Annotated in this window: 14 protein-coding genes; 9 read left to right on the forward strand and 5 right to left on the reverse strand. The window is 69.5% G+C overall.

Translation table 11 applies throughout. From position 1 onward, the window contains the following. Window positions 1-128 precede the first annotated feature (128 nt). Together ACH5AO_RS20945 and ACH5AO_RS20950 are read right to left on the reverse strand one after the other, a co-directional pair. Window positions 129-1,355, reverse strand: coding sequence for a cytochrome P450 (locus tag ACH5AO_RS20945; RefSeq protein ID WP_398926731.1), 1,227 nt, complete (start codon window positions 1,353-1,355; stop codon window positions 129-131). Between the two features lie 384 nt (window positions 1,356-1,739). Then, window positions 1,740-1,904, reverse strand: a complete 165-nt coding sequence (locus ACH5AO_RS20950; protein ID WP_398926733.1) for a hypothetical protein — start codon at window positions 1,902-1,904, stop codon at window positions 1,740-1,742. Window positions 1,905-2,388: 484 nt separating this feature from the next. Between ACH5AO_RS20950 and ACH5AO_RS20955 the strand changes: the two genes are divergently transcribed. Both ACH5AO_RS20955 and ACH5AO_RS20960 read left to right on the forward strand, forming a co-directional pair. Next, window positions 2,389-2,718, forward strand: a complete 330-nt coding sequence (locus ACH5AO_RS20955) for a hypothetical protein (RefSeq protein ID WP_398926736.1) — start codon at window positions 2,389-2,391, stop codon at window positions 2,716-2,718. After that, the gene (locus ACH5AO_RS20960) at window positions 2,715-3,200 is read left to right on the forward strand and encodes a hypothetical protein (protein WP_398926738.1); all 486 of its coding nucleotides are present in this window, start codon (window positions 2,715-2,717) and stop codon (window positions 3,198-3,200) included. Before ACH5AO_RS20955 ends, ACH5AO_RS20960 begins: the two co-directional genes overlap by 4 nt. A gap of 948 nt (window positions 3,201-4,148) precedes the next feature. Here the strand turns inward: ACH5AO_RS20960 and ACH5AO_RS20965 are convergent. Then, window positions 4,149-5,039 (reverse strand): hypothetical protein, encoded by an 891-nt coding sequence (locus tag ACH5AO_RS20965; RefSeq protein WP_398926740.1) that lies wholly within the window; start codon window positions 5,037-5,039, stop codon window positions 4,149-4,151. A gap of 662 nt (window positions 5,040-5,701) precedes the next feature. Here ACH5AO_RS20965 and tgmA point away from each other — a divergent pair. The 7 genes from tgmA (at window position 5,702) to ACH5AO_RS21000 (ending at window position 11,687) form a co-directional block, all read left to right on the forward strand. Next, on the forward strand, window positions 5,702-6,013 hold the full coding sequence (tgmA, locus tag ACH5AO_RS20970) for a putative ATP-grasp-modified RiPP (protein ID WP_398926742.1): 312 nt from the start codon (window positions 5,702-5,704) through the stop codon (window positions 6,011-6,013). After that, window positions 6,010-6,963, forward strand: a complete 954-nt coding sequence (gene tgmB / locus ACH5AO_RS20975) for an ATP-grasp ribosomal peptide maturase (protein ID WP_398926744.1) — start codon at window positions 6,010-6,012, stop codon at window positions 6,961-6,963. Before tgmA ends, tgmB begins: the two co-directional genes overlap by 4 nt. After that, window positions 6,960-8,096, forward strand: a complete 1,137-nt coding sequence (gene tgmC, locus ACH5AO_RS20980) for an ATP-grasp peptide maturase system methyltransferase (RefSeq protein WP_398926746.1) — start codon at window positions 6,960-6,962, stop codon at window positions 8,094-8,096. Before tgmB ends, tgmC begins: the two co-directional genes overlap by 4 nt. Window positions 8,097-8,178: 82 nt before the next feature. Next, window positions 8,179-9,048 (forward strand): helix-turn-helix domain-containing protein, encoded by an 870-nt coding sequence (locus tag ACH5AO_RS20985; protein WP_398926748.1) that lies wholly within the window; start codon window positions 8,179-8,181, stop codon window positions 9,046-9,048. After that, a complete protein-coding gene (locus ACH5AO_RS20990) occupies window positions 9,045-9,245 on the forward strand; it encodes a DUF397 domain-containing protein (RefSeq protein WP_398926750.1) in 201 nt (66 codons plus the stop codon). The genes ACH5AO_RS20985 and ACH5AO_RS20990 overlap by 4 nt, the downstream gene beginning before the upstream one ends. A 142-nt stretch (window positions 9,246-9,387) precedes the next feature. Next, complete coding sequence (locus tag ACH5AO_RS20995; protein ID WP_030859330.1) at window positions 9,388-10,119, forward strand: hypothetical protein; 732 nt, start codon at window positions 9,388-9,390, stop codon at window positions 10,117-10,119. A 503-nt stretch (window positions 10,120-10,622) separates the two neighbouring features. Beyond that, the gene (locus ACH5AO_RS21000) at window positions 10,623-11,687 is read left to right on the forward strand and encodes an alpha/beta hydrolase (RefSeq protein WP_398926752.1); all 1,065 of its coding nucleotides are present in this window, start codon (window positions 10,623-10,625) and stop codon (window positions 11,685-11,687) included. A gap of 72 nt (window positions 11,688-11,759) precedes the next feature. Here ACH5AO_RS21000 and ACH5AO_RS21005 read toward each other — a convergent pair whose 3' ends face one another. Next, a complete protein-coding gene (locus ACH5AO_RS21005) occupies window positions 11,760-12,476 on the reverse strand; it encodes a LysM peptidoglycan-binding domain-containing protein (protein ID WP_398926754.1) in 717 nt (238 codons plus the stop codon). Between the two features lie 273 nt (window positions 12,477-12,749). Continuing rightward, a complete protein-coding gene (locus ACH5AO_RS21010) occupies window positions 12,750-13,103 on the reverse strand; it encodes a MazG-like family protein (protein WP_398926756.1) in 354 nt (117 codons plus the stop codon). Window positions 13,104-13,127 lie beyond the last annotated feature (24 nt).

Raw genomic sequence — 13,127 nt, forward strand, 5'->3', positions numbered from 1 at the left:
CCATGGGCCCGGATCCCGGCGGAGGCGGTGGACGCGTACGAGCCGGTCCGGATCAGCCGCCTAAGGCGATCGCGTACGAGCCGCTACGGATCAGCCGCTCACGGTGATCGCGTACCGGCCGCCACGGATCAGCCGCCCACGGGGGTGAACCGCACCGGCAGGCTCTGCGGTCCGCGCGTGAACACGCCCTGCTCGGCCGGCTCGAACCCGTCGGCGAGACGCACGTCCGGCATGGCGTCGAGGAGCTGGCCGACACCGATCTCCACCTCCGCCTTGGCCAGCAGCGCGCCGACGCAGAAGTGCCGGCCGAGCGCGAACGCGAGGTGGTCGGCGGCGGCGGAGAAGGCCGTCGTGGTGGTCAGGTCGTCGCGGAAGACGTCGAAGCGGTCGGGGTCGGCGTAGCGCCTCTCGTCGCGGTTGGCGGCGCCTATCAGACAGGTGACGGTGGCGCCCGCGGGCACGGTGCCGCCGCTGAGCTCCACCTCCGTCGCCGACTGCCGCATGATCATGTGGACGGGCGGGGTGAACCGCAGGGTCTCGGCGAAGGCCCGCGGGATCAGCGAGCGGTCCGCGCGGACGGCGGCGAGCTGGTCGGGGTGGCGCAGCAGGTTGGCGAAGATGCCGGCGATGGCCTTGTCGGTGGTCTCGCCACCGGCGGCGAGCAGCAGGCTGCAGAACGCCTTGACGTCCTCGTCGCTCATCCGCACCCCGTCGACCTCGGCGGCGCACAGCACGGACAGCAGGTCGTCGCCCGGATTCTCCCGGCGCTCCCGGATGATCGGCAGCATGTACTCGGCGAACTCCAACCGGGTCCGCTCGCCGGCCGCCGTCACCGCGGGGTCGCCCGACAGGTTCCCGAGGAAGGCGATGACGGCCGTGTACCAGCGGTGGAAGCGGGGGTGGTCGGCCTTGTCCAGGCCCAGCATGTCGGCGATGACGTTGACCGGGAAGCGGGTGGCGTAGTCGGCGACCAGGTCGGCGGAGCCGGTGTGCCGGAAGCCGTCGATCAGCTCGCGCGAGTTGCGCTCGATGACCGGCAGGAACTTCCGCTCCAGGTCGCTGCCCCGGAAGGCGGGCGCGACCAGGGCCCGCCGCACGGCGTGCTCCCGCCCGCTGAGCTGGAGGATCGTCTTCCCGTGCACGGGCTCGAGCTGCCAGGCGTAGTTGTCGGTGGTGAACTCGCCCGCCTTGTCCTTGAAGACGCGCTCGACGTCCTCGTAACGCGAGACGATGTAGCTCTTCGTGGCCTCGTGCCAGATGAGGGGCGCGGTCTCCCGCATCACCCGGTAGGCGGGATAGGGGTCGGCCGCGAACTCGGGCGAGAGGATGTCGGGCACCTGCTGGGCGGTGGACATGGAGCTCCCTGCGCTCGTCATTTCATGTACCACGCAAGGTTATTGATCAACCGTCAACCACAACAGGGTGACCAGGGCACCGGCCGGTTCGGGGCGCGACCATTGGCCGAAAACCGTCCCTGGTGACGCCGTTCGGCCTCGGGGCCGATGAATGACAGCTCGCCGCCCCGGTCCGGACGGCCCTGCTCGACAGGTGGCGCACGATCCGCTCGGCGGAAGGACCGAAGGGACCGAGTCCTCCCCGCCACTCCTGTCACAGCCGGTCGCAGTCCCGATGCTCCTGGAGGCAGAGCGCAGGCACCCGTCGTGCTGCGATGTGCCGTGGCCCCGGAGGAGGAACGACCGGCTCCACCCAGCCGCGTGACCGGAGCGGCAGAAGGGAACTCACGCGGTGGAAGCCCAGGCCTCCATCAGCTGTTCGGGTCCGTATGTCGCCGTCAGGCCGTCCATCCTGAACCCGGGGCGGAACACCGCGATCAAGGGAGTGCCCTCGTGGAGGTGACGGTCGAGGGTGGCCGGTTCGGACATGCGGCCTGCGAAGCCTGGCATGGGTCACCCTTCTGGCTTGCTCGTGCCGAACATACTCAAATGGATCATAGTATGGAGAAACGGAGTATCCATTTACTTGCTCGGCGTGACGGGTTCGGTGTGCCCTGCGGACGTCCCGCCGGTGCCGCTTCGGGTATTCGATCGCCCGCCCCTTGCCGACCGCGAGGTGAAGGCGGTGGCCCTCCATGAAGGGCTGTGCACGGTCCCGCGCCGGGCGCTGGACCTGTTCACCGGGTCGGTGGACGGGGAGCGGGGCCGGCATGAACCCGTCGTTTGTACGCGCACGATGCCTCACGCGCCCCGGAGCCCGTCCGCCTGCTCCGGGATCCGGCTGCCGGACTCCTCGGCTGATCAGGGCGGGAACCAGGCGGATGCCGGTAGTCGGGAGCAGTGCGGAACAGGGCTCTGAGGAGAGGGGTGCGGCAGGGTGTCTCCGCCGGCCACCACACTCGCGCAGCCGTCATACGCGTATTACGATGCCTTCATGGCGAGGACGCGTATCAGTATCAGCTTGGAGCAGGCCAAGGCCGAACGCATCAGGCAGCACGCGGAGCGGGCGGGCATGGACGTCTCGGCGTACCTGGTGCATGCCGCGACGCGCCAGATGGCCGAGAGCGATGCCATAGAGGAACAGTTTGCCGAGGTGGACGCGCTCATCGCCCGGGCGGAGCGAGCGGCGGACGGGCTGCCCGTCGAGACCGCCCCGGAGCCGGCCGCGGAGCTGACGGAGCAGGAGCGCCGTGAGGTCGAGGAGGCCTTGGGCCTCGTCCACGGCCGGGACCGACAGGGCCGCCGTCCGGGCCACGCCGCGTGAGCGCACGGGTGCCGGTCTACGACACCGGCATGCTCATCGCGCTCACCGACCGCAAGGCGAAGGCGGTGGCTCTCCACGAGGGACTGCGCACGGCCCCGCACCGGGCGCTGGTGCTCGGACCGGTCCTCGCCCAGGTGTGGCGTCCCCGGCCGGCGCTGGTGCACGCCCTGTCCGGTGTCCTGAAGGACTGCACCGTCCCTCAGGCCCGTACGTCCGAGCCGCCCATGCGGGAGACCAAGGCGGGCCGTCCGGAGTGCCTGGCCTGTGCGACGGGTCCGGATCTCTCGGACTGGCGGCGCGTCGGCACAGCTCTGGGGCGGGCGGCCCTGCCGGCGAAGAAGCGGCCGGACGCGGTGGACGCCTGGGTGACCCTGGCGGCGGCCCGGCACGGGAGCGCGGTCATTTTCACCACCGACCCGGGGGACATCCAGGCCTACCTGGAAGTCCTCGCGCCGACGGACGTGCACGTGGTCGCTGTCTGATGGTCAGGAGTCGCGCCCTGCTCCGACCGGATGGCCGCGCGGAGCGGTGAACGAGCTCCGTCGCCGGGAGCATGGCGTAAAGGCTCGGCTCTGCGCAGACTTGCTCTACGAGCGGGCGCAGAAGGCGATCAGCCGGCAACGGCAACGGCCATCCAGTGCCACGGCTTTCCAGCGCGCCGACCACTGAATTCGCCGAGGGTTCTCCACCCGCTCCGCCACTTCCCACCGCCGTGGTTCCTGCCACGGCAGGAGCAGGTGCACAGAAAGCCCCGGGCGTTCTGGCAGGATGAGTTGCACTTTTCGTACGGGTTGTACTCACGGCCGATGAGGGCGCTCGGGTATCTGTGGAGCAGCTCCCGGCTTATGCGGGGGAAGTGAGCGCTGGCAACCGTCCAGCATCCCTCGCGGCCGTTCCACTGGAACGATCGATCGCTTCCGAGCCAGCTGGAAAGTTTCCGCTCGTGCTCCCACATCGTGTGAGCCGGAAGCCAGACACCGAACCACCCATTGGCGGGCAAGCCGATGGTCGGCAGGTGTTCACCCTGGTAATTCGGCATCCACTCGGGAGGTTTGAGGTACTCGGCCCTCTTCCGTCGGTCACGCCTGTCTTTCTTGCCTCCACTCACGATCCGCCGGCCACGACGAGGTCCGGGCCCCCACTCGACCGACACGAGTGCGGCGAGTTGACCGGAGGCATGGCAGAGGAGATGACTCAACGGCCTGTCATGGGCGACCACACGCCCGCCCTGGTCGACCGTGACGGAGTTACGGCACTTCAAGCACGTGCGGTTGAACCTCCCGCCGCTCACAAGCGCCCCCTGGTTGTGCTGATCACTCTTGTATCCGTTACGGAGTTCTGCCGGCCCCTCGTCGACTATCTTGAACAGAACGTTCCGTATTGACTAGCCCCGATGATCCGGAGCGAGCGGCCCTGCGGAAACCGTTACCTCATGAGGAATGACATTCCTGGCACGGCATGGGCGCGTACTCGTGAGGTGCAAGCCCTGTCGGTAGAGCTTCGTCAGGCTTGGCGCAGGCGGTGGAGCTGCCGTAATCGACTGAGGTGGCGGAGGCGGGGCGCCCGACGCCCATCAGTGCGCCGAGGGGGTAGGCAGGTGAGTTCTCAGACGATGGCGGTGCGTTGCACCTCAACCCTGGCCAAGACGTGGGGGGCGGGCCGAATGCGCGACGACCGGATCTCACGGCCAGAGTGGCCAGGGCGGCGTTGGCGCCGCCACCGATCACAGCGCCGATACCGAACGGCACCACGCGACCGAGAACGATGATTCTCTGCTTGGTCCCGTACTTCGTGACGAAGTTCCTCCCCAAGACGTTGTTGATCCGATGCAACGTCTCGACGGGCACCTTGGCGACCACCTGACGTCCCCAGTGTCGCCCCGTCCGCTCGGCGATCTTGGCGATGGTGGTGGAACCGGCCCCGCCGAGCATGATGCCCATGACGATCGTCTGGTGGCGCTCGATCTCATCGATGGGGACTCCGTGGACTTCGGCGAGCGAAAGCGCGAAGAGGGTGCTCAGCTCAAGAGACGAGAGAGTCTGGCTTGCAGACAGTGCCAGTGCGACTCCTGTGCCGACGCCGGGCGCGGCCGCAATTCCTCCCACTGCGGCACCTGTCCCGGTCAAGGCGCTGACGTACATCCGCTCCAGGGTGTGGATCACCTGTGCCGGTGTCGCCTCCGGGTTCCGATGGCGGGCCCGGGCGATGTTCTTGTGCACTAGTCGGTTTTGGCCGTCAATCGTCTTGTTCAAGAGGTCGAGGACTCGCTGCCCACGTACGTCTGCTTCCGGAACGGGTCCGTCGTGGGCGTCTGTTGCCATGCTTTGAACTCCTTGAATCGTTACGTCCCAGGGGATTCTTCCACTCAAACTGCTGGTTCCGGGACGTTTTGCGATAGCTCCTACCTGCCAGATGGGATGCCATTGCGGTCGGCCCATCGCGTGCGAGGTTGCTGTCAGCCCCCTGGATCTGCGTCGGGCCGGTTGAAATGTGGCGGCTCACCGAGGCATCTGGCCTCAACTCATCGGCAGGGTGGGAAGGCTGTGCTCGGCAGTCGGCCGCGCAGCGAGTGAACCGTGCCCGGCGGTCGTGGTCGGGTCCGTCCGCTGTGCGTGCTCGTGCCGGGGGCATGCAGACGCACTTCGGCCCAGACCGTCTTGCCGCCGGGCGGGTACGGCTCGACGCCCCAGCGGTCGGTGAGGGCGGTCACCAGGAGGAGGCCGCGACCGGACTCGGCGTCCAGGGACGGTCCGCGGCCCGAAGGCGGCGACGGAGATACTCGCTCCAGGCGTCTGTGAGCTGGAGGTCCCCTTGACCTCCCATCTGTGACACGCCCGGCGTCGACGTCGGGTGAGAGGCCGACCAGAGGTGTTGTACGCGTTCGGACGACGTGTGTAGGCGGGGTGGTCCGTTCCCCTCGGTGAGGCGGGGAGTTGGACGGAGCGACCTGTGCACCAGGGAACCCGAAAAGAAGGAGTCACCCGTGTTCGTCCACTCCGACCGCCTCCCGACGGGAACGCCGCTGCCGTCCGGCGTCTTCGCTCCCGCGCCGTGGGGACTGCGGCGCATGGCCCCCTATCCGGCGTTCGCCCCCGGCTACGCCCGCACCGAACTGGACCCGGTGACGCAGACCGCCCGCTACTTCGACGCGGCCGGACAGCCGGTCATGATGCCGGGCCACGGCACCAGTACCGGCACGAACCCGCCCACCAACACCGGTAACTCCTCCGACGGTTCCGGCCCCGGCGGCAGCGGAGGCGGGGACCAGGACACCGGGAACGACAACGACCAGTGACACACACCGGCCCGGTTCTGGTCGTCACCAACCTGGACGACCCCACGACCGACCTGGTGATCGACGAGCTGCACGGCCGGGGTGTCCCGGTCGCGCGGTTCGACTCCGGGGACTTCCCCGCCACCTTGTCGTTCGCGGCCACCATCACCAGCGAGGGCGTCAACGGCACCCTCTCCACGCCCTCGCGCACCACTGAGCTGGAACGAGTGCGATCGCTGTACTACCGCCGCCCCTCCGGCTTCGCCTTTCCGCATCTGGACGAGCAGACAGCCCGATTCGCCGTCACCCAGGCCCGTTACGGCCTCGGAGGCGTCCTGGCGTCCCTGCCGGGCTGTCTGTACGTGAACCATCCGCACCGCATCGGCGACGCCGAGTTCAAGCCCTCCGGCCTGGCCGCCGCGGCTGTCGCCGGCTTCCTGCTCCCGCCGACACTCCTCACGTCCGACCCCGCCGCGGCCCGTTCCTTCATCAGGACCCACGGCCCGGTGATCTACAAGCCGCTGTCCGCGCCCCTGTACCGGAACGCGGACGGGGTCTCGTGCACGGTGAAGGTGGCCGAAGTGGCGGCCGACGAGATCGACGACGCGGTCTCCGGAACGGCCCACCTGTTCCAGCAACGCGTCGACAAGGTCGCGGACGCACGGGTGACCGTCATCGGGGACCAGGTGTTCGGCGTCCGGATCGACTCGGGCCTGCTGGACTGGCGCACCGACTACGGCCGGCTCACCTACACCCCCGTACAGCCCCCGCCCGGCCTGACCACCGCGATGCTCCGCTACCTCGCGCGCTTCGGACTGGTCTTCGGCTGCTTCGATTTCGCCATCGGACGCGAGGGGCGATGGTGGTTCCTGGAGTGCAACCCGTCCGGGCAGTGGGCGTGGCTGGAACCGGAAACGGGCCTGCCCATGGTCGCGGCCATGGCCGACCTACTGGAAAGGAGGACGACGTGACCGATGACCAGGCCCTGCGCCTTCGGCTCGCCGAACGCCTCGTCGCCGGTGGACACCTGCGCACCGCGCCCTGGCGGGAGGCGGTCGAGACGGTCCCCCGGCACGAGTTCCTGCGCGGCGGGTTCTTCGAGCCGGTGGAAGGGTCCGCCCCGACCGCATGGCGGCCGGTCCTGCCGGACGATCCGCGGTGGCTGGAGCGCTGCTACGACGACGACTCCCTGGTGACCCAGATCGCCGGCACCGTCGTGCCGCGCGATGTCCGCGGCGAGATCATGCGCGCACCGACGTCTTCGCGCACCATGCCCTCCCTCGTGGTGCGGATGCTCGAAGACCTCTCGGCGGAGGACGGGAGCCGGGTGCAGGAGATCGGCTCCGGATACTCCACGGGGCTGCTGTGCCACCGGCTCGGCGAGGACCGCGTGACCTCCGTGGAGGTCGACCGGGACGTGTCCGCGTCCACCGGCCTGGCACTCGGCGCCTGCGGCTTCTTCCCCGAACTGGTCGTCGGTGACGGCCTCGCCGGTCACGAGGAGGCCGCCCCCTACGACCGCACCGTCGCGACCTGCGGTGTGATCGACCTGCCGTACGCCTGGGTCCGGCAGACCCGGCCCGGTGGCGTCATCCTCGCCACCCTGTGCGGCTGGCTGTACTCCTCCGAGCTCGCCCGTCTCACCGTCGGCGAGGGCGGCACCGCCCGTGGGCGGTTCCTCGGCGGCCAGATCTCGTTCATGCTCGCCCGCCCCCAACTCCCGCCCCCGCTGGGCAAGCTCCCGGACCTCGACAGCGGGCACGAGCGCCCCGCGCGTCTCGCGATCGACGTCCTGGACGACTGGAACACACGCTTCGTCGCCCAACTCGCGGCCCCCCGTGCCCAGCGCATCAGTCTGGACCGCGACGGCCGGACCGAGCGCGTGCTTCTCGACGTGGACACCGGCGCGTGGGCCGTGCTCCACGAGGATTCCGGGCAGTGGCTGGTCCGGCAGGGCGGACCGGCCCGGCTCTGGGACGACGTGGAGGAGCGGGTCACCCGCTGGCGCGAGGACGGAGCCCCCGGCCTCGAAGAGTTCGAGATCCGCGTGACCCGCGGGGGGCAGACCATCACGTGGCCGGGGGCCGGGCACTCGATCTGGTGAACCGTGGTCGTTCACCGGTTCCCCCGGTGACCGAGCTCTAGCGTTGACGCCAGGTGAGAGGCCGACCGGAGGTGAGCGGGCGATGAGCGATCTGGTGAGTGAGCCGGGGGAGACGACGGCCGGGCAGGGAGGGTCCGAGACGATTTTCCCGGAGCCGGGGACGGGGATCCTGCGGGTGTTCGGGCGGCAGATGAAGCTGTGCCGGATCCGGGCGGGGCTGGAGCGGCCGGAGGTCGGGGCCCGGACGGGGTACTCGCCGTCCACCATCGCGGCCTACGAGCAGGGGCGGCGGATCCCTCCGCCGAGGTTCATCGACGCGGTCGACGAACTGCTCGATGCGGGTGGGCTGTTGAAGGAGATGAAGGAAGAGGTCGCTCGGGCGCAGTATCCGGCGTTCTTCCGCGACGCGGCGCGGTTGGAGGCGGAGGCCGTTGAGCTATGGGTCTACGGGACCCATGCGGTGCCTGGACTGCTGCAGACCGAGGAATACATGCGGGCTGTGTTCGAGATGTGGCGCCCATTGTTGGACGAGGAGGCCGTCCAGCAGCGCATCGCTGCGCGACTGGCCCGGCAGGAGATCTTCGCTCGGAGGCCTGCTCCGCTGGTGAGCTTCGTTGTCGACGAGGCGGTGCTACGGCGGCCGTTGGGAGGGAGCTCCGTCATGCGTGGGCAACTGGAGCAAGTACTGCTCGTCGGCGCGTACCGCAACGTAGAGATCCAGGTCATGCCGCTGGACCGAGAGGACAACGCTGGCGTGGACGGACCGTTCACCGTGCTGCACAGAGACGGTGATGAGCAAGTGGCTTATCTGGAGGCGCAGGGACGGAGCACAATCGTGTCGGAGCGAGCAGAGGTCCGCGGCATCGTGTCGCGTTATGGGATGATCCGAGCGCAAGCTCTCACTCCGCGTGAGTCCTTGGCCTTTATCGAGAAGTCGCTGGGAGAACTATGAGCGTCGAAGAGACCGTCCAGCTCGACTGGTTCAAGAGCAGTTACAGCGGCGGAGCCGGCGGTGAGTGCCTGGAGGTGGCCACCTGCCCGCACACCGTGCACGTGCGGGACTCGAAGGACACCAACCGCCCGGGCATGTCGGTCCGTTCGGAGGCGTGGGCCGCGTTCATCGGGTTCGCCGCCGACCGGATCGGCTGAGTCGTCGCTTTGCGGCTGTGTCCTGTGGCTCCGAGGGGAGTCACAGGGCACAGGCATGTCCGGGGCGGCACGGCGACAAAAAGGGAGTGCGGACGTTCGAGCCGGTGGGATACGTTCCTGCCTGTTCGAAGGGGGGCCTGACATGGCGAAGTTGAACCAGATCATCGCGGTCGAGAAGGGTGTCAAGAGCAAGTCGCTCCAGGACATCAACGCCGCGCACGCCAAGGTGCAGAAGCCGGCGCTGCTGGCCGGTATCTCGCGCACGTACCAGCCGAAGGACGAGGAGGGCGAGCAGTTGCCGCCCGAATCGACGCGGGTGCAGGTGCAGGGCGAGGACGTGCTGCGGGAGATGGCCGCCTCGCTGACGCGGCTGTTCGACGTGACCGCGACGAAGGACTGGGCGAACTGCACGGCCCGCGCGGACGTCACCGTCGACGGACGGACGATCGTCGCCGACGTGCCCGTCAGCTACCTGCTCTTCCTGGAGAAGCAGCTCGCCGACCTGCACACCTTCGTCAAGAAGCTGCCCACCCTCGACGCCGCCGAGTCCTGGTCCCACGACCCGTCCACGGACTGGTGGAAGACCGACCCGGTGCGCACGATCCGTACGAAGAAGGTCCCGCGCAACCACGTCAAGGCGGAGGCGACCGAGAAGCACCCGGCGCAGGTCGAGGTGTACTACGAGGATGTGCCCATCGGGTACTGGACCACGGTGAAGTTCTCCGGGGCGCTTCCCGCGCGGCGGGTGAACGAGCTGGTGGAGCGGGTGGAGAAGCTCCAGCAGGCCGTGAAGTTCGCCCGTGAGGAGGCCAACGGCGCCGAGGTCACCGACCGGCGGGTCGGGGACGCGGTGTTCGGCTACCTGTTCGGCTGACGCCGGACACGGTGGCCGTCATGATCGCCCCCGCGTGCGAGCGCGGGGGTGCGCGACGACGCGGGCCGGAATTGAGGACCGGTTCGCGTCAGGAGCGCAAGCTGACACTGAAGTTCAGCCTGAAGAAGCGGCCCGCCGAAACGGCGGCCGCGGTCAATCTCAGACTCTCGCTCCAGTCTCAGCATCGCCGCCGATCGCCGGATCGACCGGGGACGGACGAACGCCGTCGGATGCGAGTTCGACTCTCGCCTGCGCCTCTTGCCTGGCGCGGTAGTTCAAAGGAAGAACACGACGGCATGATGACTGATCCGTCCTCTTAAACGCCGCCGGCGTGCGCAATTGGGTGGCATCCCCAGGGGCCCGGGAGCTGGATACGACTCCCGGGCTCCGCCACGTCCGGGGACCCGCGGCGGGATCTGTACCGGCCACTACGGGATCACTGTCCGTGCGCATACGGTTCGAATGGGTGAAAATGCTGACGTCCCCAACGTGACGGAGGCCGGATGTCCTGGCACCCTGCGCGGCTGCGGCTGCGACTGCTGCTTCCCCTGGTGATCGCGGGTTTCCTGCTGCCCGCGGAGGGCCCCGTGGCGTACGCCGGCGGGAGCACCCCGGCGCCGGGCCACGGCGCCCGGGTCGTCGCCGAGGAGGACGTGGGCGAGCGCCTGGTCGACCTCACGGTCGACTCGCCCGCCCTGGGGCGCACCGCGAAGGTCCGGCTGCTGACCCCGGACGGCTGGGAGGACCGGCGGCCGGACCGGAGCTGGCCGGTGCTCTACCTCCTGGTCGGCGGCGACGGCAACTACAAGGCCTGGACGGAGGACTACGCCGCCCGCCTCCAGGAGCTGTCCGAACTCCGGGACGTGCTCGTGGTGATGCCCGAGATGCCGCTGTTCGGCTTCTACAGCGACTGGTACAACGACGGCCGGGGCGGCCCGCCCGCCGTGGAGACCTTCCACCTCCGGGAGGTGCGCCCCCTCCTGGAACGCCACTACGGCGCCGGCACCCGTCGCGTGGCCGCGGGCGAGTCGCAGGGCGGATTCGGCGGGCTCTCCTACGCGGGCCGCCACCCCGGGCTGTTCCGGGCGGTGGCGAGCTACAGCGGTTACGTGCACCCCCTGCAGCATCCGCACGCGGTCCGGGCCGGGATGACCGCCCTGGGCCTGGACTGGAAGGCGCTGTGGGGAGACCCGGTCGCCCAGCGCCTGAACTGGGAGGCCCACGACCCGTACCACCTGGCCGACCGGCTGCGCGACACCCCCGTCTACCTCTCCAGCGGCGACGGCAGGGCGGGCGTGCTCGACCCGCCGGGCACGCAGCCCGACCCAGAGGTCCCCGGCCTTGAGGACCCGTCCGACCCGTTCCCCGACGACGTCGTATCGCCCACCGAGGCGATCATGGAGCGCGAGTCCCGCGTCCTGGCCGCACGCCTGGAGTCCGTCGGAACCCCGGTGACGACCCACTTCTACGCGGGCACGCACGACCCGCCCTACTGGGTGAGGGAGTTCCGCAACTCCCTGCCCCTGCTCCTGCACGCCCTGCGCGACGTCACCGGCCACGACGGCTGAACGGCCACGGGCCCGCCCGGGGCGGTGTCCGGTCGTCGGGTCACCTCGTCGGAGGCGACCCGACGAAGTCCGTCACCCCTGGGCGGGCAGGTCCGCCATCGCCTCCGTCAGGCAGGTGATCGGGTCCTCTTCCTCCATGACGCAGGTGACGAGCGGTTCGAGGAGCTCCAGTAGCTCGGAGAGCTCGGAGAGCTCGGGGAGTTCAGGAAGTTCAAGGAGTTCAAGGAGTTCGGGGAGCTCACTGCTGGAGACCCCCTCCGGGAAGTCGAGGTGTTCCAGTAGCAGGGGTACTCGGTCGAGCAGTCCGAGGAAGCAGTCACCGATGTCCTCGGGTGCCTCCGCCTCGGGGCAGAGCGAACCGCCGAGCAGCTGCGGATGCCGGGCCAGGACGCGGTCCAGGGCCGCACGGACGGCCTTCTCGCCGGCCCTCATCACGGCGGGGTCCGGGACGGCCAGCTCGGTCTCGGGGAAGATCCAGTGGCCGATGCCGCTGCCGTCGCGCCCGTGGTCCTGTGCGGCCTGCTCGATCGCCTTGGCGTTGGCCCCGAAGAGGACCCACCATTTCGTTCCGTCGCCGTAGTGGTCGGCGGCGATCTCCCACAGGGTGTTCCCGCTCGCCACGGTGTGGGTCTCGTGGCGCGTCGTCCGGTCCTTCGCGTGCCCGGCCGGCCGGTGCCGCTGGGCCGGGTCCTCCGTGGCCGCCGCCTGACTCGTGGCCAACAGCATCGAGACGGCCGCCAGGCCGCTGATGAGGGGCAGAGCCAGACCGCGGCGGCGTATGTGCCGCATGTGTCGCCTCCCGAGGTGAACGCATACTGTGACAAAGCCTCACGCTAGGTCGCGGTGCGTGGTGCGGCGCGGTCACTGAGCCGGTCGGCCCCGTTCGTCGATTCCCTTCGGGTGAACCTTCGGCCGTTGCCGGGTATCGGCGGCATGGCCCGGACGCAGGCGCTGAGGTTCGGGCCTCTCTTCCGTTCACCCCGATCCCGGTCCCGGTCGGGCCGCCGGCCGGGCGAAGAGGCCGGCGGCCCGAGGGTGTCCAGGCCGGTCCAGGTGTCCGCTTCAGTCGCCGAGCGAGCGTCGCCTCACCCGCTCCAGGTGGCCGGTGAAGACCTCGCGGGCGTCGGGGGTGAGGGTGCGCAGGGCGATCAGCGCCGTGAGGGCGACGTCGCACAGCTCCGCCTGGACGTCGTCCCAGGTGTGCGTGGTGCCCTTGCGCGGGTTCTGGCCGGTCGCGCCGATCACCGCCTCGGCGACCTCGCCGACCTCCTCGGACAGTTTGATGATCCGCAGCAGCAGGCCCTCCCGGCCGTCGGCCGGACGGCTGGCGTCCAGCCAGCCGCACAACTCCTCGACGGAGTCCCAGAGGCCGGCGGCCGGGGAAGGGGGCGGGGACGGAGGCAGGTGGTCGTTCATGGGCGCCGAGCCTGGCACACGCCA

It is taken from the genome of Streptomyces sp. NPDC018964 (genome assembly GCF_044390325.1).
Lineage (GTDB): Bacteria > Actinomycetota > Actinomycetes > Streptomycetales > Streptomycetaceae > Streptomyces.

Excerpts from the sequence above, each read along its gene's own strand:
- ACH5AO_RS20945 (WP_398926731.1), bottom strand. The coding sequence starts at position 1,355 with ATGTCCACCGCCCAGCAGGTGCCCGACATCCTCTCGCCCGAGTTCGCG.
- ACH5AO_RS20950 (WP_398926733.1), bottom strand. The coding sequence starts at position 1,904 with ATGCCAGGCTTCGCAGGCCGCATGTCCGAACCGGCCACCCTCGACCGT.
- ACH5AO_RS20955 (WP_398926736.1), top strand. The coding sequence starts at position 2,389 with ATGGCGAGGACGCGTATCAGTATCAGCTTGGAGCAGGCCAAGGCCGAA.
- ACH5AO_RS20965 (WP_398926740.1), bottom strand. The coding sequence starts at position 5,039 with ATGGCAACAGACGCCCACGACGGACCCGTTCCGGAAGCAGACGTACGT.
- ACH5AO_RS20985 (WP_398926748.1), top strand. The coding sequence starts at position 8,179 with ATGAGCGATCTGGTGAGTGAGCCGGGGGAGACGACGGCCGGGCAGGGA.
- ACH5AO_RS20990 (WP_398926750.1), top strand. The coding sequence starts at position 9,045 with ATGAGCGTCGAAGAGACCGTCCAGCTCGACTGGTTCAAGAGCAGTTAC.
- ACH5AO_RS20995 (WP_030859330.1), top strand. The coding sequence starts at position 9,388 with ATGGCGAAGTTGAACCAGATCATCGCGGTCGAGAAGGGTGTCAAGAGC.
- ACH5AO_RS21000 (WP_398926752.1), top strand. The coding sequence starts at position 10,623 with ATGTCCTGGCACCCTGCGCGGCTGCGGCTGCGACTGCTGCTTCCCCTG.
- ACH5AO_RS21005 (WP_398926754.1), bottom strand. The coding sequence starts at position 12,476 with ATGCGGCACATACGCCGCCGCGGTCTGGCTCTGCCCCTCATCAGCGGC.
- ACH5AO_RS21010 (WP_398926756.1), bottom strand. The coding sequence starts at position 13,103 with ATGAACGACCACCTGCCTCCGTCCCCGCCCCCTTCCCCGGCCGCCGGC.